Annotated in this window: 18 protein-coding genes; 6 read left to right on the top strand and 12 right to left on the bottom strand. The window is 70.4% G+C overall.

Annotated features, from left to right (window positions below; all coding sequences use genetic code 11):
* Positions 1-89: 89 nt before the first annotated feature.
* Together E1285_RS15535 and E1285_RS15540 are read right to left on the bottom strand one after the other, a co-directional pair.
* Positions 90-296, bottom strand: a complete 207-nt coding sequence (locus tag E1285_RS15535; RefSeq protein WP_132152554.1) for a DUF397 domain-containing protein — start codon at positions 294-296, stop codon at positions 90-92.
* Entirely contained in the window at positions 293-1,063 is a 771-nt protein-coding gene (locus tag E1285_RS15540; protein ID WP_165966629.1) for a helix-turn-helix transcriptional regulator, read from the bottom strand. Before E1285_RS15540 ends, E1285_RS15535 begins: the two co-directional genes overlap by 4 nt.
* 194 nt (positions 1,064-1,257) lie before the next feature.
* Here E1285_RS15540 and E1285_RS15545 point away from each other — a divergent pair, with 194 nt between their 5' ends.
* A complete protein-coding gene (locus tag E1285_RS15545) occupies positions 1,258-1,473 on the top strand; it encodes a hypothetical protein (RefSeq protein ID WP_132152558.1) in 216 nt (71 codons plus the stop codon).
* A gap of 512 nt (positions 1,474-1,985) precedes the next feature.
* Here the strand turns inward: E1285_RS15545 and E1285_RS15550 are convergent.
* On the bottom strand, positions 1,986-2,261 hold the full coding sequence (locus E1285_RS15550) for a MerR family transcriptional regulator (RefSeq protein WP_132152631.1): 276 nt from the start codon (positions 2,259-2,261) through the stop codon (positions 1,986-1,988).
* A 1,158-nt stretch (positions 2,262-3,419) separates the two neighbouring features.
* Between E1285_RS15550 and E1285_RS15560 the strand changes: the two genes are divergently transcribed.
* Complete coding sequence (locus E1285_RS15560) at positions 3,420-3,875, top strand: DUF1801 domain-containing protein (RefSeq protein ID WP_132152562.1); 456 nt, start codon at positions 3,420-3,422, stop codon at positions 3,873-3,875.
* 103 nt (positions 3,876-3,978) lie between these two features.
* Here the strand turns inward: E1285_RS15560 and E1285_RS15565 are convergent, their stop codons facing one another.
* From E1285_RS15565 to E1285_RS15585, 5 genes are all read right to left on the bottom strand, one after another.
* The gene (locus E1285_RS15565; RefSeq protein WP_279510066.1) at positions 3,979-4,680 is read right to left on the bottom strand and encodes an MFS transporter; all 702 of its coding nucleotides are present in this window, start codon (positions 4,678-4,680) and stop codon (positions 3,979-3,981) included.
* A gap of 347 nt (positions 4,681-5,027) precedes the next feature.
* Complete coding sequence (locus tag E1285_RS48180) at positions 5,028-5,762, bottom strand: hypothetical protein (protein WP_279510065.1); 735 nt, start codon at positions 5,760-5,762, stop codon at positions 5,028-5,030.
* A 1,123-nt stretch (positions 5,763-6,885) separates the two neighbouring features.
* On the bottom strand, positions 6,886-7,377 hold the full coding sequence (locus E1285_RS15575) for a hypothetical protein (protein ID WP_132152566.1): 492 nt from the start codon (positions 7,375-7,377) through the stop codon (positions 6,886-6,888).
* A 35-nt stretch (positions 7,378-7,412) separates the two neighbouring features.
* Complete coding sequence (locus E1285_RS15580; RefSeq protein WP_243722801.1) at positions 7,413-8,366, bottom strand: FAD binding domain-containing protein; 954 nt, start codon at positions 8,364-8,366, stop codon at positions 7,413-7,415.
* Positions 8,363-10,894, bottom strand: a complete 2,532-nt coding sequence (locus tag E1285_RS15585) for a molybdopterin-dependent oxidoreductase (protein ID WP_132152568.1) — start codon at positions 10,892-10,894, stop codon at positions 8,363-8,365. The genes E1285_RS15580 and E1285_RS15585 overlap by 4 nt, the downstream gene beginning before the upstream one ends.
* 119 nt (positions 10,895-11,013) lie before the next feature.
* Here E1285_RS15585 and E1285_RS15590 point away from each other — a divergent pair, with 119 nt between their 5' ends.
* Positions 11,014-11,826: an SAM-dependent methyltransferase gene (locus tag E1285_RS15590; protein WP_132152570.1), complete on the top strand. Its 813-nt coding sequence runs from the start codon at positions 11,014-11,016 to the stop codon at positions 11,824-11,826.
* 18 nt (positions 11,827-11,844) lie between these two features.
* Here E1285_RS15590 and E1285_RS15595 read toward each other — a convergent pair whose 3' ends face one another.
* The 4 genes from E1285_RS15595 to E1285_RS15610 all read right to left on the bottom strand — a co-directional run bounded on the left by E1285_RS15595 (position 11,845) and on the right by E1285_RS15610 (position 16,344).
* On the bottom strand, positions 11,845-12,426 hold the full coding sequence (locus tag E1285_RS15595) for a TMEM165/GDT1 family protein (protein WP_132152572.1): 582 nt from the start codon (positions 12,424-12,426) through the stop codon (positions 11,845-11,847).
* Between the two features lie 292 nt (positions 12,427-12,718).
* A complete protein-coding gene (locus E1285_RS15600) occupies positions 12,719-14,008 on the bottom strand; it encodes a prolyl oligopeptidase family serine peptidase (protein ID WP_165966630.1) in 1,290 nt (429 codons plus the stop codon).
* 30 nt (positions 14,009-14,038) lie between these two features.
* Entirely contained in the window at positions 14,039-14,797 is a 759-nt protein-coding gene (locus E1285_RS15605; RefSeq protein ID WP_243722802.1) for an SDR family oxidoreductase, read from the bottom strand.
* Entirely contained in the window at positions 14,794-16,344 is a 1,551-nt protein-coding gene (locus tag E1285_RS15610; RefSeq protein ID WP_243722803.1) for an acyl-CoA synthetase, read from the bottom strand. The genes E1285_RS15605 and E1285_RS15610 overlap by 4 nt, the downstream gene beginning before the upstream one ends.
* Positions 16,345-16,463: 119 nt before the next feature.
* Here E1285_RS15610 and E1285_RS15615 point away from each other — a divergent pair, with 119 nt between their 5' ends.
* From E1285_RS15615 to E1285_RS15625, 3 genes are read left to right on the top strand one after another with little or no spacing between them, the layout of a single operon-like run.
* Positions 16,464-17,765: an acyl-CoA dehydrogenase family protein gene (locus E1285_RS15615; protein WP_132152578.1), complete on the top strand. Its 1,302-nt coding sequence runs from the start codon at positions 16,464-16,466 to the stop codon at positions 17,763-17,765.
* Positions 17,762-18,781, top strand: a complete 1,020-nt coding sequence (locus E1285_RS15620; RefSeq protein WP_207946608.1) for a phosphotransferase family protein — start codon at positions 17,762-17,764, stop codon at positions 18,779-18,781. Before E1285_RS15615 ends, E1285_RS15620 begins: the two co-directional genes overlap by 4 nt.
* Positions 18,778-19,545, top strand: coding sequence for an enoyl-CoA hydratase-related protein (locus tag E1285_RS15625; RefSeq protein ID WP_132152580.1), 768 nt, complete (start codon positions 18,778-18,780; stop codon positions 19,543-19,545). Before E1285_RS15620 ends, E1285_RS15625 begins: the two co-directional genes overlap by 4 nt.
* Positions 19,546-19,555 lie beyond the last annotated feature (10 nt).

The following is a 19,555-nucleotide window of genomic DNA, read 5'->3' on the forward strand; positions in this document are numbered from 1 at the left end:
TCCCGCCCCACGTCCAGACCGCTGCCGAAGCCCGTACCGCACGGCACGTTCGCGGGCCTAAGGATCACACGGCGCGCGCCGCGTGCCGCCTACCGGTCGTACCGCCCGGCGCGGATGTCACGCGCCAGCACACCGAACGCCGCACGCCCGAACGCCAACTTCGGCCCCTCCGGGTCCTTCGAATCCCTCACAGCCACGACCGACGCAACTCCAGCAACCTCGACACAGGCGCCTCCTTCCGAGTCGCTCTTAGCACTCTTGCTCCAGCGGGCGGACGATAGGTCGAGTGTGCTCACGGGCTCTCCATGATCGAACGGATCAAGTTTCCAGACTCTTTCGCGGACAGTGCGGCGGTCTGGATCACGTTGAAGAGTATGGCAAGTTCCTGTACGTCGGGTGGGTTCGTGAGCACCTGTCCGTGATGTATCACTCCGTCCACGTAGGCGACGTCGGGCGCCTGCTTGAAGCTGAGCAACTGAAAACCGCACGGTTGAAAGACAGCGGCATCCGCTGGGATGAGTTGAATTGAGAGCTTGGGGTGCTCCATGACTTCCAGCAGACGCTTACACTGCTCCGACCGAAATTCGGTCTTAAGATCACGGACGACCGCTTCGCGGATAAGTACGAACAGCCAAGGCGGATCGGCCCTGCGAAGAATCGACTGTCGCTCCATACGTATCGCAACCAACTCGTCCACATTGCCTGCCCGCATTCCAGCTCCAAACACAAACCGTGCGTACTCCTCTGTTTGCAGGAGGCCGGTGAGCAACAGAGGCTCGTAGATGCTGATCTGCGCTGCCTCCGGTTCCGCCTCAGCCAGCGGACGGAAGCCGTTCGGAATCAGGCCCCGCTTCCGTGCTTCGACGTGCTTCTCCCACATGCGACGGAACATGCCGCCAGCCTGGAAGTAGGTGTCCAGGTCGTCCGCGAGTCCTTCGGACGGGGGCTTCTCGAAGGTCTCGACCTTGGCTATCCACTGCGGTGTGCAGCCGAGCGCCGCCGCGAGCCTGTTCCGAGAGAGACCGGACGACTCGCGGCGCGCCCGCAGCTCGTTGACGAACATCTCCTGCTGGGGCGAGGCGCTGGTGTCACGCGAGGGTGCCATCGGGTGTCTCCCGGGTGTCGGCCCGTGTGTTCGGGGGTGTCGCCTGACTTGCTCGGGTGCCGGTGGGGGGTAATCGGTTCGTGGCTCAGCGTAACTCTGCCCTGGAAGGGTTTCCGTTGAAACGCCGAACCGATTCGCAGGGGACCCGGCCCGTGAATGATCAAGAACGCGCACACCTTGAGGCGCAGTACCCGGGCTGGCACATTCGCCGGCCGCCGATGATGGAATGCCTCGTGGCCACCCGCCTCGGACGCCCGCTCACGCACCGGGAGATCTACTACGGCCTCTGCGCGACCATCGTCGAAGACACCTACGAGTTGCTCAGCGAGGCCCTCGCAGGACAAAGCAAGATCGAGGGGTCCTTGTGATCTTCACATTGGCGGTCACCGGTGCCGCGCTCATCGCCGTCTTCGCCGCCTGCATACTGATCCTCTTCCTCAGCATGGCCATTGCCGACAACGGTTACGTCGGAAAGCACCGCGGCCTTGCCGATCAGCGGAGGAAGAGGGCCACGAAGCGAGACCGGGTCCCCGGCAATCCTCGCTCCTACCACCGGACGCTCGGTGGGCGAAATACCGGAACGGCTGACCGCCGTCCCGTCCCCCGCACCCGGCAGGCGCACCCATCGGCATGAGCCGATCAAGCAGCGGCCCTTGAGCCGCTGCGTCCCGAACTCCCCGGAGCGGCCACCGCCCGCGAGTACGCCTACGCCCCCCCCGGCGACCTCGCAGGCGTACCGCGTTCCCCCAGCACGGCGGCCGCTCCGGGGGCAGGTCGTGCCGTGCGGACGACCTCGCCCGAGTCGGGAACCGGGCGGTCAGCCCGAGAACACCGCGGCCAGGATGATCGCGATCATGCTCGGGGCCAAGAGCAGGGCGGATCAGTCCCGTCCGGGGTCGGCGTTGATGCGCTGCTGGAGTTGGGCGTTGATGCGCTGGGCCTCGGTGAGCTGGTCTTGAAGGATGATGATGCGGCAGGCCGCCTCCAGCGCGGTGCCCTGGTCGATCAGGTCGCGGGCGCGTTGGGCCAGGCGCAGCTGGTAGCGGGAGTAGCGGCGGTGGCCGCCGGCCGAGCGTTGCGGGACGAACAGTTCCGCGGCGTCCAGGCCGCGCAGGAACCCCGGGGTGACACCCAGCATCTCGGCGGCCCGGCCCATGCTGTAGGCGGGGTAGTCCTCGTCGTCGAGCTTGTCGTCCAGCCTGCCGTCGGGACTGCTGACGGGCCCGGTGGCGGGGTCCTGCCGTTCGGCGTCGTCTGGCACCGCGCCGGGCTTGGCGGGGTGCGGGTCGTGGTGTGCCGGGTGGGTGCCGGGCCTAGCCGACTGGGGTGCTTTCACAAAACCTTCCGTACTGTCGTTGGGTGCCGGGTGCAGGCCGGATGCGTCCTTGGGGAACGACGGGGCCCCGGCGCCGAAGGGCGGCGCCGGGGCCATGAGGTACAACACCATCATCCGGCGCTGTGGCCGGGTGTCTTCCGCGCCGGCCGCCTGAGGCGGGGGCGCGGGGATCGCGGATGCGTGACCGTAGACCACCGTCCAATCTGTGGGGCTGCGGTACCCGCGCGGCGTGACTGGAGCCTGCAACGGGCGATCCCGATGGTGCCGAGACACTCCTTCCGTGTTCTCTACCTGCATTACCTGTGTTCTCTGCGGTGTTGCCACTTGCCTTCGTGCCGTCGGCGGCCCGTTGGCCGCCGGGCGCGGAGCCGGCTGCCGGGGTCCCTTCCACTGCGTTGACCCCGGCACGTCCGGCCCGCGACATCCATCTGTCCGGGCAGTTCGTCATCTGCCGCGTCTCATGGACTCGTCTCTCTTCGATGACAGGAACACTACCCCACCCCGTCGCGAATATCTACCTCGATCGGCATAGGTTTTCGGAGATCAGCTGATGCGGTTGTCCGTCGCCGGCGCGCGGGCTTACACCCAAACTCGGCGTCCGGACCTTCGCGGCGGGCGATTTCAGCAGGTGAGGTGGGTGATGACGCGGTTCAAGGTGGCGGTGACGGAGATGTGCCTGTCCACGCCGGGGGCGGCGACACTCACCACCAGCACCCGGCCGTCCGGATCAGAATCGCCGGTTTCATCACGCTCCGGCGGCGCGGACTCGGGTGACGAAAGGCGGCTCGGGCGGCGCGGTAGTCGACTGCGGCGCGGGCGTGCTGGTCGGCCAGTTCGCCCGAGCGGGCGGCGGGCCGGGAGGCGAGGTGGGTCGCCCGAGCACCGGGCGGGCGCCGGTCAGGAATCGAGAAGCGCCAGGCCTCACGGCAGGGCTAGCGTCACATCGCATCACACCGATCACGAGCAGGGGGAACAGCGATGAGTGCGGATTCCGGAGATGGGAGCACCAGCGGCTTCTCCGAGCAGGAACGCGCGGCCATGAAAGAGCGCGCCGCGGAACTGAAGAAGGAGGCGGCCCGTGGTCGTGGCGGCAAGGCGGCCGCCGGGGAACTCGACGTGCTGACGAAGATCGCGGAGATGGAGGCTCCGGACCGCGCAGCGGCCGAACGCATCCACGCGATCGTCACCGCCAACGCCCCGGAACTGTCACCGAAACTCTGGTACGGGCAGCCCGCCTACGCCAGAAAAGGCAAGGTCGTGTGCTTCTTCCGGAGCGGGCACGCCGACAAGGAGCGTTACTCGACCTTGGGCTTCACCCCCGAAGCCGACTTCGACGACGACAGCGGCCTGTGGCCGACCTCCTACGCCGTGACCGAGCTGAGCGCCGAAGCCGAAAAGACGATCACTTCGCTCATCAAGAAGGCCGTGAGCTGACACCACGCCGATCTCACGCGACCGTGGCCGACGAGGTGTCAACCCATTCGAGGGGACCGCTACGGGAGCATGGTGACCGATTCCGAATCCATGAGTGCCTCCATTAGAGCTGTTTCGCAGGGGTGGGCGCGGGGTGCGACGGCGAGCCCCCTCGCCCGCCCCGCGTGATGATCAGCCGGGCGGTGAGGCACGCGGCGGCTACCAGGAGCGCGAATGCGACCGTCAGGGCGACGGTGTAGCCGTGCACGACGGACGCGTCCGGCAGTGCGTTCGGATGGGCGGCGAGGAAGGCCGCGCCGGCGCTGGCCGCCAGGGTGTTGAACAAGGCGGTGCCCAGGGCGGCGCCCAGCTGTTGAGCGGCGTTGTAGGCCGCGGAGGCGGCCCCGATGTCGTGCCCCTGCGTGCCCGCTGTGGCGAGGCTGGCGGTCGGTGGCATGACGCAGCCGAGCCCGAGCCCGGTGAGCATCAGCGCCGGGACCAGGTAGAAGGAGAAGACGCCGGTGGTGTCGGCCGTCAGCCGCGTCAGGAGCAGCATCCCGGCCGCGGCGGCGAGCAAGCCCGGCACGATCAGGGCGGCGGGCGGGACGCGGCCGTGCAGCTTCCCGGCGATGAGCATGGATCCGGCCAGTGCCGCGAGCGCGTTGATGATCAGTGTGAGCCCGGCCTGGACGGGCGAGTAGCCGAGCACCGTCTGGGTGTAGTAGCTCATGAACAGGTAGAAGCCGAACATCGCGACGAACATCAGCGTGATGGCCAGGAACGCCCCGGCGCGGAGCCGGTTCAGCAGCACCCGCATCGGCAGCAGCGGATGGGATGCGCGGCGCTCGGCGCACCGCCAGTAGCAGTACCGTTCCTACACAGTGATCAGGAGTGAGTCTTGGACCCACATCCCGGTACTGCGCGCATCCCGAACGGTGTTGGATGCGCTGGGTCCCCGCGTTCGCTTTGGTGTCCCGGTCCGGCTGGATGCATCGTGTGCACGTTCCGTGACGGGTGGGCGGGTTCCCTCACGCCCTCGGACACTTGGTTCGGCCTGGGCGGTCCGATGCCTCTGCCCATCGCTCTGGTGGGCAGGGGGCGGTGTCGTCCGTCGCCGGATCGGGTGTCCGAGGGCGCGTCTGCCGATCGCCACCGAGGCGGCGTCATGGCGGGTCATTGGACGTTTGCTGCTGGTGAGGGGCTTGCGCCAGTGCTGGTCGCCCCACTGGAGGTGTAGGCCGGGTCGACCGCGACGATCGCGAGACCCTGCACGGCGGCCATCGAGACCAGCCGCGCCTTGAGCTTCCCAGTGGGGAAGCCGGAGATCAGCTGCCGGAACCGTTTACGCCGCCCGTGCTTCTCCCGGGTCTTTTCCTGCGCGAAGTCAAGGTCTTCGATGGCGATGGCGGCGACGCCGCATCGCCGGGCCCAGTGCAGTAGGGCGGTGATGGCGTGCCGGATCTGCGCGTCCCGGTGGTCGGCGGTGCCGGACAGGTCGTAGCCGAACCGCACGGGGTCGCCGATGGGGTTGCCGTGGGTGTCCAGGCGGTAGGCGGCGAAGTGGTCGGCGTTGGTGTCGACCCCGATGATGCCGTGGGTGCGGGCAGCCTCGAGCGGGACTGTAGGGATGGCGGGGCGTTGCCAGGACGCGGTGAGGTACCAGCGGTCCCGGTCCGGGTCGTGGTGGATGCGGTAGGCCACCGCCCTGTCCGCGCAGATGCGGTCGGCCCACTCGGCGGCCCGGTGCGCGAACCGGGCGCGGGCGGCCAGGACGTAGCGGCTGTGCGGGGCGTTGGCCAGGTGCGCCAGCGGTGCGGGCAGCCTGATCGATACTTCGCCGTCGGGGGTGACGCGGATGGTCTCGTTGCCGTACCGCTTCCCACTTTCCCGTCGGCGTGGCAGAACCACCGCCCGGCCTCCCACCGCGCCCGCCAGTGCTCTTCGGTCAGCCCAGCGGCCTCTAGGTTATGGCGGTTGTTCAGCAGACGCTTGCCGCCGCGCACCACTCGCACCCGCCCGGCCTCCCAGTCCGCCCGCACGGCGGCGAGACGGTCCTTGAGGACGTGCAGGCGGCGGGACTTGGCGAACCACTCCCGCCTCGACCGGTACCCGCCTGGTGTCCGCCGGGTGCCCTTCTGCCCGACCGGGACCGACAGCCGCCGCTCGATGGCCGCGACCCCGGCCTCCAAGCTCTTCAGATGCGCGAGCTGGGCGCGGCGGGCCAGCGCCCACTGGTCATGGGTGGCCTTGGTGATCGACCCGGCCCACCGCGCCGACGACCCACCCGTCAACTCCCGCTTACGCGCCGCCCACCCGTCGGCGTCGTGCGCTGTGCCGTCCCGGCACCGGGCCGCCAGGTCACGGCCGGCCAGCGACCCCAGATGACTGCCCACCTCCCGCAGCACCTGCTCGTCCTGGAGCGTGAGGCCCTTGAGCCGGGCCCGGATCGCCACCCCCGCCTGGCCGGCGGCCACGAACGACGCACCGATCGGCCGTATCGACGGCACCGCCGGTGGCCGCTCGTCCCGCCCTGCGGTATGCGCGGCGGCAGGGTCGTTCCCCTTGGCCGTACCGTCCACGCCGGGGTGGGCGACCGCCGTGGGGACGGCGTCCACCCCACTGACGGTGGCGAGCTGCGACATGACGGATACATTAAGTCATCATATTCGAACATGCAATCGACTTGACCGCGCACCGTTCTCCCGCCGCCCGCGACATGCCCTTCGGCCACCGGCGCGCAGCGAACAGAGCCCCTGCGCACTCGTCCCACCGGCTCCACAATCACCCACGTCACTCATGAACGGCTACCGACACTCATGAACACCCAACCGCCAGCAGTTCCGAACCCTCAGCCCGCGTCGCGGGAGGACCCGAATACGAGAAGACGGGGTCACGTAAGGCCGGGCGTCTTCTGCGGTGCCGCGGCGAGCGCGCCCCGCACGAAGGCGATCATGGGCGCGCGGGTATTCGAGATGTGTATCCCGGGGTGCAGATCGGCACGGCCGGAAGACCTTGTGCGTCGGCCGGGTGGTCAGCCCGAGGCCACTGCGGCCAGGATGAGCGCGATCATGCTCAGTGCCAGGAACAGGAACAGCACGCCGAAGACCGCGTAGGTGAAGATGACGCCGGGCCATTTCTGCGGCGCGGGGCCGAGCGCGCCCGCCATGAAGACGATCATGGGCGCGCGGTATTCGAGATGCAGCTGCTGGCCCGGCTGCACCGGGACGGTCGCCCCGGCACGCCCGACCTCGGGCGGCAGGAGGTAGGGAAGGTGGATGAACAGCTGATGGTGGCCAGGCGGAAGCGCCAGCGCGTTGGGCCCCCACCTGCCGGGAAGGCGCTGCCCGTTCAGCGTGATCACAGGTGAGAAGAAGCGGTAGATCCACGCCAGTGGATGGTGCTTGATGTCGACCACCAGTTGGCCCTGCCCCGCGGCGGACTGCCCCGCCCACTGGGGCTGGCCCTGCTGCCCGTACCCGCCCGGCGAAGGTTGCTGCGGGGGCATCCCCCAAGGTTGATTCATGGTCCCCTCATCTGCGCATTGGCGGACAACCTATATCAGAGGGGCGGGACGCCCATGGAACCCTGCCTGGGTGTGCAGGCGGCGGTGAGGGTGTCGAGGACGGTGGTGCGGAGGAGCGGCAGCTTGTAGGCGGTCTGCGGGAGTGGGGTGGCGCGGGCGGTGGCCAGGTCGGCGGCCGCCGCCAGGGTTTCCTCGGCGGCGGGCTTGCCGAGCAGCGCTTCCGCCACTTCGGGGAGCAGGAGGGGCGTGCGGGCCACTCCCCCTACGGCGACGGCGGCGCTGGTGATCGTGTCGCCGTCGAGGGTGAGGCGGGCGGCTGCTTCGGCCAGCGGCCACTCCGCCGTCTCGCGGCTGGTGGCGCGGCGGTAGGCGGCCCGTTCGGACGGGGCCGGCACCGGCATGCGGACCGTCTGGAGGATCTCGCCGGGCGCCAGGCGATGGTCGCGCGTCGGGTCGCCGCCGTCCCCGTACAGGTCGGCGATTCCCAGCGGGGAGCGGCCGTGGACGTCGGCGGTGGCGCCGTAGGTGAGGAGCGCGACGGCGAGTGAGGACGGGTGCGGCGCGACGCAGGGGCCCTGGTCGATGACGGCCGAGTAGAGGTGGGCGCCCTCGCGGGCGGGGCAGGCGTCGCCTCCGGTGTGGTGGCAGGAGAAGCCGGGGGTGCGCAGGTACCAGCAGCGGTTGCGCTGGAGGAGGTTGCCGCCGACGGTCGCGACGTTGCGGATCTGCGGGGTGGCGACGGCGGCGGCCGTGGCGGCGAGCGCGGGGTAGGCGGCGGTCAGCCGGTCGTCGGCGAGCAGGTCCGCGATGGTGGTCAGCGCGCCGATCGCGGCGGAGCCGTCCGGCCGCCAGGTGACGCCGCGCAGGCCGGGGACGCCGAGCAGGTCGACCAGGGGGCCGGTCGTCCGGGTCATGACGTCGGTGCCGCCCGCGCGCAGTTCGCCGCCGGTCTCGCGGACGGCTCCGGCGGCGTCCTCGATGGTGGTCACCTGGCGATCCCCTCGAGCAGCCGGTCGGGCCGGATGGGCAGGTCGTGCGGGCGCCAGCCGGTGGCGGCGCGGACAGCGTTGCCGATCGAGGCGGCGACGCCCATGGTGCAGATCTCGCCCAGGCCGACGCCGCGGCCGGGCACGTGGTCCCAGCCCTCGGTGTGGAAGTGCACGTCGATCTCCGGTGTGTCGGCGATGCCGGGGATGCGGTAGTCCTCGAGGTTCGCGGTGAGGACGGTTCCGGTGCCCGGGTCATCGTGGCGCTGCTCGAACAGGGCGTAGCCGATGCCTTGGACGACGCCGCCCTCGCACTGGTTGCGGGCCGGCCTCGGGGCGTAGATGTGGCCGGCGGCCACCCCGCACCAGACGCGGGCGGGTCTGATGCGTCCGAGGAGGGTGTCCACCTCGACCTCGGTGACGACGACGGCTCCGGAGAAGCCCCGTCCGATGGCGAAGTGGTCCAGGGGGAAGGGTGTGACGTATCCGCGGCGGTCGCGGGGGCGCCTGCCGACGACCCGGGTCCCGCCGGCCTCGTCGAGGGAGCGGGCGCCGAGGGCCTTGCGGAGGCGGCGGGCCGCGTCCTGCGCCGCCGGGGCGATCGAGGCGGTGGAGCAGCTGCTGGCGGCCGTCGGCCCGTACACGTGGTCGCTGTGGCCGAGTTCGACGCGCACCTGGCCGGGCAGCAGGTCGAGCGCGGACCGTACGACCTCGGCGATCACCGAGCGGCTGCCGGTGCCGATGTCCTGGGTGGCGATCCGGGCGACCACCGCGCCCTGCTCGACGACGAGCTCGACCTTGGTGCCCGGGTCGAGGAAGTACATGTAGTTGGCGGCGGCGACGCCCACGCCGCGGCGGACGCGTCCGTCGCCGGGGTCCGTCCGGTCGCGCCACATCGGCAGGGCCGAAGCCTCGTCGTACAGGGCGTGGCGCTTGGGGTTGCCGTCCCAGCGGCGGCGCAGCTCGATGGGGTCCTCACCGCGGCGCAGCGCCATCTCGTCGACGGCCTGCTCCAGCGCCCACAGCATCGGCGGCATGCCGGGGCCGCGGAAGGGGATGCCGGGCGCGCGGTTGGTGACGTGGTCGTAGTCGCGGATCCGGCGCGGCGCGTTGCCGTAGACGAACCGCGAGTGCCACGCCGCGTTGGACCCGATGGAGACGCCGGAGTCGCCGTGGGAGTCCATCGTGAAGGCGGCCAGCTCGCCGTCGGCGCCGGCGAGGAGGGCCAGGTCGATGCGCGTCCCGGGCCGGGTGCCGCCGTCGACGATCTCCTCCGGCCTGCTGAGGACGACCCTGACCGGCGCGTCGTGCAGCCGGGACAGCTCGACGGCGGAGACCACGTCGGCGGTGACGTTGACCTTGGAGCCGAAACCGCCGCCCACATGCTCGGCCACGATGTGGACCTGCTCGGGCTTGAGTTTCCAGCGCTTGGCGGCCTGGTCGGCGACGCGGGTGACGGCCTGGGTGGACAGCTGGAGATGGAGCTCTCCGCCTTCCCACCGGGCCACGCAGCTGTGCGGTTCCATGCAGGTGTGCGCCTGCACGCCGGTGGTGAAGGAGGCCTCGACCAGGGTCCGGCCGCCGTCGCCCCGGGCCTTCTCGATGCGCTTCGCGGCCGTGCCGCCGCGCCAGCTCATGGAGGCGGGGCCCCGGACGTTGCCGTTCCACTTGGCGCTCGCGAGCGGTCCCTCGTTGGCGCGGGGGGCCGCCTTGCGGGACTCCTCGGTGGGGTAGACGACGGTGTCGTCCTCCGGAGACAGGACGGCGGGCAGCACCGTGTAGTCGATCTCGACGCGGGCCGCGGCGGCGAGCGCCTCCGCTTTGGTGGGCGCGGCGACCGCGGCCACCGGCTGGCCCACGTAGCGGACGACGCGGTCCGCCGGGAGCAGTTCGGCCAGCGGGCCGTCGTAGCGGATCCCGTCCACCTTCGCGTGCGGGTGCGGCGAGCGCACGATCACGCCTTCGAGCCGGCCGTCCAGGACGACGTCCGTCGTGTAGCGCGCCGCGCCCGTGATCTTGCTGAGGGCCTCGACGCGTACCGGCGTCACCGTGCCCTCGTCGTGCTTGCCCGCGCACGCCGCCGCGACCGCCGCGTAGATCCCGGCGTAGGCACCGCAGCGGCACAGGTGCCCGGCCAGGGCGTCGGCGATCTGCTCGCGGGACGGCTCGGCCGTGCCGTGCTCGTCCCGCCACCGGTCCACGAACGCGGCGGCCTCCACGACGAAGCCCGGCGTGCAGTAGCCGCACTGGAGCGCGTCGTGCTCGGCGAAGGCGCGCTGCACCGGATGGTCGCCGGCGTCGCCGCCGAGCCCCTCCACGGTCGTGACCTCGCGGCCGGCGACCGCACCGGCCGGCAGCAGGCAGCTCGCCGCCGTGCGCCCGTCGACCAGCACCGTGCAGGTTCCGCACACGCCGGTGCCGCAGGCGACCTTCGTCCCGGTCAGCCCCAGCCGCTCGCGCAGCATCTCCGCGGCGGTCTCGTCCTCCCCAGCACCGACGTCGATGGACTTGCCGTTGACACTGACTTCCATACGCGCTCCATGCGCCGGATCGGGGATCGCCGCCATCGTGGCACGACAGCGCCTGGTAAACCACTACATTGGTCTGATTTCACCTTCTAGGATGATCATCCAACCTATCGTCGCGGCGGATGGGAACCAGCGTGTCGCAAGAGCAGAGCGTGCCACCGGGCATCGACCCGAGCATCCCTAACGTCGCCCGCATGTACGACTACGTACTCGGCGGGAAGGACAACTACGCCGCCGACCGCGAACTCGCCGGCCACCTCATCGCCTCGATCCCCGACGGCGTCGAGGCCCTGCGCGGGAACCGCCGCTTCCTCGGCCGCGCCGTCGCCCACGTCGCCGAGCAGGGCATCGACCAGTTCATCGACCTCGGCGCGGGACTGCCCAACCAGGGCAACGTCCACGAGATCGCCCAGCGCGTCCACCCGCACGCCCGCGTCGTCTACGTGGACATCGACCCGGTCGTCATCACCCACGCCCGCGCCCTGCTGGCCGCCGACGACCGCACCGCCGCCATCCAGGCCGACATGCGCGACCCCCGGGCCGTCCTCGACTCCGAGGCCGTCGCCCGGCTCATCGACTTCGACCGCCCGGTCGGCGTCATCTTCAACGCCATGCTGCACTTCGTCACCGAGGACGAGGACCCCGCGGGCATCGTCGCCGCCTTCACCGACGTCATCGCCCCCGGCAGCCACCTCGTCATCTCCCACAGCACCGTCGACGACCGCCCCGCCGACCTGGTCGAGATCATCGAGAGCGCGTACGAGAACGCCTCGGCGCCCATGGTCTTCCGCGCCTACGACGGCGTCCTGCGCCTGTTCAACGGCCTCACCCTCGTCGAGCCGGGCCTGGTCAAGGTCAACCGGTGGCGCGCCGACGCCGCCGAGGCCGCCGCGAGCGGCGGCGCCTGGGTCTACGGCGGCGTCGCCGTCAAATGACCGCGCTGGGGCCCGCATTCAGGCGGTGAAGGCCTCGACGAGCATCCAGGTGGCCAGGCCTGCCATGCAGAGGGCGCCGATGCGTTGGACGGTCTTCAGCGGGACGCGCTTGGCGATGAACTTGCCCGCCAGCAGGGCCAGGGCCGACACCGACATCAGGGCGGCGGCCGAGCCGATCGCCGTCGGCAGCCAGCCGTTGGTGGCGGCCAGGTTGGCCGTGGTGATCTGGGTCAGGTCACCCCACTCGCTGACGAACACGGCGGTGAAGGCGGCGGCGTAGGACGGCCAGAACCGGGTGATCGTCCCCCCGGCGTGGTCGTCGTCATCGTCGTCCCCGCCGCGCATCAGCATGAAGGCGCCGAAGGCGAACAGGGCGGCGGAGACCAGCTTGACCGCCATGTCCGGCAGCAGGCCGAGCAGGCTGCCGGCGCCCACCGCGATCGCGACGTGCACGATGAACGCCGTGGACGTGCCGAACCACACGTACAGCGGGCGCATCCGCGTGCCCATGGCCAGCGAGGCGAACATCGTCTTGTCGGGGAGCTCGGCGAGGAAGATCAGCCCGAAGGCGGTGAGGATCGCCAGGGGGTCCAGGGTCATGAACGAGGCCTTCCGCTGGGGCCGGGCCGCGTGCTTCGGGTCGACACCAGAAGGCGCCGGGGATCCACTCGGCCCGGCACGACGGGACGGCCCGCACGGTGGTGCAGGCCGGGTCATGCCGTGGCCGAAGGTCTCGTCCGCCCTCCGCACGGATGCGGGGGCCCGGTGGCCGGGACGTCCTGGGACGTCCAGCGTGTCGACCAGCGGTGTTACAGGACTACTCCCCTTCGCCGCCCGCGAGTCTAACCGATGCCCGCACCAGGCGATGTGGCGCGGGTCAGGCCCGTCTCGCTTAAGGGAGGCGGTGCTGGGAGACGAAATCCCAGATTACGGTGTTGGCGTTTATGTCGTAGGTGGTGCCGCCGAGGAACGGGCCTAGGAATGGGAGGCCGCCGGGCCAATTGTGACCGCCGCCCTTGATCTGGTAGACGACGACGGGGCCGTCGGCCGCGCAGTCGGGGTGGTCGTGGCGGACGACGGTGGTGTTGTCGTCGGGCGCGATGTCGGGCAGGTTCGTGGCGACGGTCTCGCCGCCGCACTCGTTGTTGCGCGTCCAGAAGTCGAGCGCCGGCTGCACCGTGGAGTAGGGGACGATGAAGTCGCCGTCGCCGTGGATCATGACGATCGGGACATGGCGCCCCGGGCTGCAGGAGGCCGGGTCGGACAGCTGGCCGGCGACGGCGACGTAGGCGGCGAACCGGTCGTTGTCGCAGGCCATCTTGCTGGTGAAGAAGCCGCCGTTGCTCATGCCGGAGGCGTAGAGGCGCTTCGGATCGGCGTTGAACCGCTGGACGAGGATGTCCTGGAGTCGCTGTACGAAGCCGGGGTCGTCCACGTCGGGGGATGGCGTCCCGGCAGGGACGCCCTGCCAGCCGGGCCCGTAGTGCTCAGGGGTGATCATGATGAAGCCGCGGGTCTGCGCGTAGTCGGCCATGCGGCCGTAGTACTCGGCGATGCCCGGCGTCTCCAGGAGCCCGGGGAAGTGGAACAGCACCGGCCGCGGGGTCCCGTCGTAGTCGTCGGGCAGGCGGAGGATCGCGTTTCTGGCCTGCCCGGCGTGGGTGATGCGGATGGCGTGGTCGCCCGGATCGGGACGGCGGTCCTCGATCGTGAACGTGACCGGCTGGGACGAGGAGGAGTCGCCGCGCCGTACGGTGCCGTTCCCCTCCCACTTCACCGTCGCGGTGCCCGGGACCGTGACGCCGCCGTTGACCTTGGCGGAGATCTCCACGCCCGCACCGGGGTCCTTGAGGGTGAACTCACCCTTCAACCCGAAAACGTTACGGGCGATCTGGAACGAGACGTTCGCCGTCCCGCCGCCGGCACCGGGGAGCGTGCCCGAGCCCTGGATCTTGTCGGTCTCATACGTCGCGACGTTGTCGAGGACGGCGATGGCCCCCGAGGACAGTTCTCCGGTCAGTTCGTAGGCCGGAGAACCGGCCGCGGTGACCGTGACGCGGTCTTCGAGTGGTGGAGCGGCGTGGGCGGTCCCGGAGGGTGCGACGCTCAGCGCCGCCCCCGCAAGGCACGCGGCGGCGAGACCGCGCCAGGACCGAGGGGAATGGTGAACCACGGCAGGCATCTCCTGATTCATGGACGAGGAACGGGGCAGTCAGAGGGGGCCGAGGCCGTCTACTCGGAGTAGAGAGCCGGTGGTGTAGGACGAGGCGTCGCTGGCGTAGTAAAGGGCGGCCGTGACGATCTCCTCGGGGTGGCCGAGGCGGCGCAGCAGCATGTCCGGCCTGTCCTCCCCCGGGGTCGCCCAGCCCTTGGAGATGTCGGTGTAGAACCCGCCGGGCGAGATGACGTTGAAGCGGACCTCTGGGGCGAACTCCTGCGCGAACGCGACGCTGATCGCGTTGAGGGCCGCCTTGGACCCGGCGTAGGGGGCGAAGTTCGGGGACGGCCGCAACGCACCCGTGCTGGAGACGCTGATGACCGAGCCGCCGCCGCCCGCCTTCATCCGCTCGGCCACCACCGCCGACAGCCGGAACGGGCCCTTGAAGTTGACCCCGACCACCTTGTCGAACAGTTCCTCTGAGGTCTGCGCGGACGAGGGCGCCAGCGGTGACATGCCCGCGTTGTTGACCAGGACGTCGATCTTGCCGAACCGTTCGTAGGCGGTTTCGGCGAGTGCGTCGAGCGAATCCCAGCGGCCCGCGTGGCAGGCCACCGGCAGGGCCTTGCGGCCGAGCGCCTCCACCTCGCCGGCGACCGCCTCGCAGGCGTCCAGTTTGCGGCTGGCGATCACGACGTCGGCGCCGGCGGCCGCGTAGGCCAGCACGATCGCGCGTCCCAGCCCGCGGCTTCCGCCGGTGACCAGCGCCACCTTGCCGGTGAGGTCGAACAGTTCGGCGGGGGTTCGCGTCACGAGACCGCTCCGATTCCGTGCGCCCCGTAGCGCTCGCGCAGCAGGCGTTTGTAGAGCTTGCCGTTGGGGTCGCGGGGAAGTTCGTCGACGAAGTCGACCGTGCCGGGGCATTTGTACGTCGCCAGTTCGAGCCGGCAGTGGGCGATCAGTTCCGCGGCCAGCGCGGGGTTCGCCGTGGCGTCGTCGGTGAGCTGGACGACCGCCTTGACGGCCTCGCCCATCTCCTCGTCCGGGACGCCGATGACCGCCACGTCCGCCACGGCGGGGTGGCCGACCAGCGCGTTCTCCGCCTCCTGCGGGTAGATGTTCACCCCGCCCGAGATGATCATGTGGGCGCGGCGGTCGGTGAGGTAGAGGTAGCCGTCGCCGTCCAGGTAGCCGATGTCGCCGAGGGTGCGCCAGCCCTTGTCGTTGGTCACCGACGCGGTCTTCCCGGGGTCGTTGTGGTACTCGAACGGCCGCCCGCCCGCGAAGTACACCACGCCGGGTTCGCCGGGCGGCAGGTCCCGGCCGTCCTCGCCGACGATGTGGCACTCCTGGTAGGGCCTGCCGACGGAGCCGGGATGGGCCAGCCACTCCTCGGGCGTGATCGAGGTGTGGCCGACGTCCTCGGTACCGGAGTAGTACTCGTGGATGATCGGCCCCCACCAGTCGAGCATCCGCCGCTTCACCGATACCGGGCACGGCGCCGCCCCGTGGGTGGCGTTGACCAGGCTGGAGAGGTCGAACCGCTCGCGGTCGGCCTGCGGCAGCCGCAGCATCCGGATGAACATCGTCGGGACGAACTGCGCGTGGGTGACCCGGTGCCGTTCGATCAGTTCCAGGCATTGCCGGGCGTCGAACTTCTCCATCACCACCACCGTCGCGCCGAGGCGGTGCATCGATGTGGAGAACACCAGGGGCGCGCCGTGGTACAGCGGCGCGGGCGACAGGTAGACGGCCCCCGGCCCGGTGCCCTGCATGACCAGGCCGTTCGCGATCTGGACGGGCGGCGACTCCGGGTCGCCCAGGCGGGTGCGCGGCAGCGGCTTGCGCACGCCCTTCGGCCGTCCGGTGGTGCCGGACGAGTAGAGCATCTCGCGTCCCTCGCACTCGTCCGGGAGGGGGTCGGCCGGGTGCGCGGCGAGAAGGTCGTCGTAGCGGTCGAAGCCGGGGATCTCCCCGGCCGCCGACACCCGCACGGGGATCCGGGCGAGGTCGAGCCCGCCGACCACGCCGGCCATCGCCTCGCTCGCGATCAACGCGCCCGCCCCGGAGTCGTCCAGCACGTACTGCACCTCGGCGGGACGCAGGTGGCTGTTGATCGCGGTGTAGTACAGGCCGGAGCGCTGCGCCGCCCACGCGACCTCCAGGTACGCCCGGTTGTTCTCCATGAGGATCGCGATGTGATCGCCGACCTGGAGACCGCGGGCGCGCAGCGCCTGCGCGAACCGCAGCGACCGCTCCTCCAGTTGCGCGAAGGTCACGACCTCGCCGGCCCCCATGATGACCGCGGGCCTGTCCGGGGTGCGCCGGGCGTGCCAGGCGAGCGTCATCGACTCCGTCATGATACGGGCCCTTCACTGGCGAAGAATTATGTTCTCCTGTATGAGAAACTTATTCTCATACCCGATGTGAGGCAATGCCCGATTCCCGCCCGGGGCGTCGTCCGTCGAGAGGAGAAGGCATGGCGTGGGACTTCGAGACCGAACCCGAGTACCGCAAGAAGCTGGATTGGGCGGACGAGTTCGTGCGGGACGAGGTCGAACCGCTCGACCACCTGTGGGGCAGCGAGACCTTCGTCCCGAGGGACGAGACCAAGCGCAAGATCCTGGAGCCGCTCAAGGACGAGGTGAAGCGGCGGGGCCTGTGGGCGACGCATCTCGGCCCCGAGCTGGGCGGGCAGGGCTTCGGTCAGCTCAAGCTGGCGCTGCTGAACGAGATCCTCGGCCGTTCGCCCTGGGCGCCGCACGTGTTCGGGTGCCAGGCCCCCGACACCGGCAACGCGGAGATCATCGCGCACTACGGCACGCCGGAGCAGAAGGAGCGCTACCTGCGGCCGCTGCTGGACGGCGAGATGTTCTCCAGCTACTCGATGACCGAGCCGCACGCCGGAGCCGACCCGACCCTGTTCACGTGCCGGGCCGTCAGGGACGGCGACGGGTGGATCATCGACGGCTGGAAGTACTTCTCGTCCAACGCCAAGGTCGCCTCGTTCCTCATCGTGATGGCGGTGACCGACACCGAGGCGAGCCGGGGCCAGGGCATGTCGATGTTCCTGGTCCCCGCCGGCACACCGGGCATCAAGATCGAGCGCAACGTCGGCCTGTACGGGGAACCGATGAACGAGGGCTCCCACGCGCTCATCCACTACGACGGCGTGCGGGTGCCCGCCGAGGCCCTGCTGGGCGGGGAGGGACAGGCTTTCGCCGTGGCCCAGACCCGGCTCGGCGGCGGCCGCATCCACCACGCGATGCGCACCATCGGGCTGGCGCAGAAGGCCCTCGACATGATGTGCGAGCGCGCGCTGTCCCGCGAGACGCAGGGCAGCCGCCTGGCGGACAAGCAGTTCGTCCAGGGCTACATCGCCGACTCCTACGCGCAGCTCGTCCAGTTCCGCCTGTTCGTGCTCTACACCGCGTGGGAGATCGACAAGTACAACGACTACAAGAAGGTCCGCAAGGACATCGCGACGGCCAAGGTCGTGATGCCGGCCGTGCTGCACGACATCGCCTGGCGGGCGATGCAGGTCCACGGCGCGCTCGGCACCACCAACGAGATGCCGTTCTTCCAGATGATCCACGGGGCGGGCGTGATGGGCCTCGCCGACGGCCCCACCGAGGTCCACAAGGTCACCGTGGCCAAGCAGGTCCTGCGCGACTACCGGCCCAGCGACGACCGGTGGCCCACCGAATGGATCCCGAGGAAGGCCGAGGCCGCCAAGGCCAAGTACGCCGAGTATCTCGAACATGAGGTAGGGAACCTGTGATCGATTCTGAGCGGCTCGCCCGCTGGATGGACGACGCCGGGCTGCCCGGCAAGGGCGCACCGGTCGAGCAGCGGCTGCTGTCCGGCGGAACCCAGAACGAGATCTACGAGATCGTCCGCGGCGATGAACGCTGCGTCATCCGGCTCCCGCCGCCGGAGGCGCCCGCGGACCGCGACAAGGGCATCCTGCGCGAGTGGCGGATCGTCGAGGCGCTGGACGGCACCGAGGTTCCCCATGCCAAGGCGGTCGCGGTGTGCCGGGACGCCTCGGTGCTCGGCCGTCCCTTCTACCTCATGGGGTTCGTCGACGGCTGGTCCCCGATGGGCCGCACGACCTGGCCCGCACCGTTCGACACCGACCTGATGGCCCGTGCCGGGCTCGGGTACCAGCTCGCCGAGGGCATCGCCCTGTTGTCCAAGGTGGACTGGCGGGCGAAGGGCCTGCACGACCTCGGGCGCCCGGACGGCTTCCACGAACGTCAGGTCGACCGGTGGACCCGGTTCCTGAACCGGATCAAAGGCCGCGAGCTGCCCGGCTTCGACGAGGCCGCCGCGTGGCTGCGCGCCCACCGCCCCCTGGACTACATCCCAGGCATCATGCACGGCGACTACCAGTTCGCCAACGTGATGTACCGGGACGGCGCCCCGGCCCGGCTGGCCGCCCTCGTGGACTGGGAGATGGGGACCGTCGGCGACCCCAAGCTCGACCTGGCCTGGATGATCCAGAGCTGGCCGCAGGACACCGCGGCCCCGGAGGCGTCCGAGAGCAGCTACGTCGACCTGCGCGGGATGCCGTCCCGGGACCGGCTCCTCGCCCACTACTCCGAGATCTCCGGACGGCAGGTCGACGACATCGACTACTACCTCGTCCTCGCGAAATGGAAGCTGGGCGTCGTCCTGGAGCAGGGCTACCAGCGGCGCGGGAGCGACGAGAAACTCCATGCCTTCGGCCCGGTCGTCCTCGACCTGATGAGAACGGCCGCTGACCTCGCTGAATCGAGCGGATACAAATCATGACCGACGAGCTCGTCAGGGAACGGCGCGGTGCCGTACTGATCGTCCGGCTGAACCGGCCGGAGGCGCGCAACGCGCTCAACAGCGCGCTGATCGACGGGCTCGGCCGCGCGGTGGCCGACGCCGAGGACGACCCGGAGATCCGCGCCGTCGTGCTGACCGCCGCCGGCGACCGGGTCTTCTGTTCCGGCATGGACCTGCGGGAGTTCGCCGCCGGCGGCGCGACGCCCTCGGCCGAGGGCGTCGCGGCCTTCACCCGGCTGTGCCGGGGCGAACTCTCCGTGCCCGTGATCGGGGCCGCGGCCGGCGCCGCGGTCGGCGGGGGCCTCGAACTGCTGCTCGGCTGCGACGTCATCGTGGCCGCCGACACCGCCCGGTTCGGTTTTCCGGAAGTGAAGCGGGGCCTGTACCCGGCGGGCGGCGGCACGAGCATCGGCACCCGCATCCCCCTCGCGATCGCGCTGGAGATGACGATGACCGGCGACCCCGTCGATGCCCACCGCGCCTACGAGCTGGGCCTGGTCAACGCCGTCGTGCCGCCGGAGAAGGTCCTTGACGCCGCACTGGACCTCGCGGAGCGGATCGCCGCGAACGCGCCGCTGGCACTCGCGGCGGTCAAGGAACTGGTGCGGCTCCACGTCACCGATTCCGCGCGCGCGGCCGAACGCGACGCGGAGCTGCAGGCGTCGGTGTTCGCCAGCGAGGACGCCAAGGAAGGCGCGACGGCGTTCATGGAGAAGCGCAAACCAGAGTGGAAGGGCCGGTGAGGGCCGCGCG

The sequence above is a fragment of the Actinomadura sp. 7K507 genome (assembly GCF_004348425.1).
Taxonomy (GTDB): domain Bacteria; phylum Actinomycetota; class Actinomycetes; order Streptosporangiales; family Streptosporangiaceae; genus Spirillospora.

Excerpts from the sequence above, each read along its gene's own strand:
- E1285_RS15615 (WP_132152578.1), top strand. The coding sequence starts at position 16,464 with ATGGCGTGGGACTTCGAGACCGAACCCGAGTACCGCAAGAAGCTGGAT.
- E1285_RS15585 (WP_132152568.1), bottom strand. The coding sequence starts at position 10,894 with ATGGAAGTCAGTGTCAACGGCAAGTCCATCGACGTCGGTGCTGGGGAG.
- E1285_RS15595 (WP_132152572.1), bottom strand. The coding sequence starts at position 12,426 with ATGACCCTGGACCCCCTGGCGATCCTCACCGCCTTCGGGCTGATCTTC.
- E1285_RS15540 (WP_165966629.1), bottom strand. The coding sequence starts at position 1,063 with ATGTTCGTCAACGAGCTGCGGGCGCGCCGCGAGTCGTCCGGTCTCTCT.
- E1285_RS15560 (WP_132152562.1), top strand. The coding sequence starts at position 3,420 with ATGAGTGCGGATTCCGGAGATGGGAGCACCAGCGGCTTCTCCGAGCAG.
- E1285_RS15600 (WP_165966630.1), bottom strand. The coding sequence starts at position 14,008 with ATGCCTGCCGTGGTTCACCATTCCCCTCGGTCCTGGCGCGGTCTCGCC.
- E1285_RS15625 (WP_132152580.1), top strand. The coding sequence starts at position 18,778 with ATGACCGACGAGCTCGTCAGGGAACGGCGCGGTGCCGTACTGATCGTC.
- E1285_RS15575 (WP_132152566.1), bottom strand. The coding sequence starts at position 7,377 with ATGAATCAACCTTGGGGGATGCCCCCGCAGCAACCTTCGCCGGGCGGG.
- E1285_RS15550 (WP_132152631.1), bottom strand. The coding sequence starts at position 2,261 with ATGGGCCGGGCCGCCGAGATGCTGGGTGTCACCCCGGGGTTCCTGCGC.
- E1285_RS15610 (WP_243722803.1), bottom strand. The coding sequence starts at position 16,344 with ATGACGGAGTCGATGACGCTCGCCTGGCACGCCCGGCGCACCCCGGAC.
- E1285_RS15590 (WP_132152570.1), top strand. The coding sequence starts at position 11,014 with ATGGGAACCAGCGTGTCGCAAGAGCAGAGCGTGCCACCGGGCATCGAC.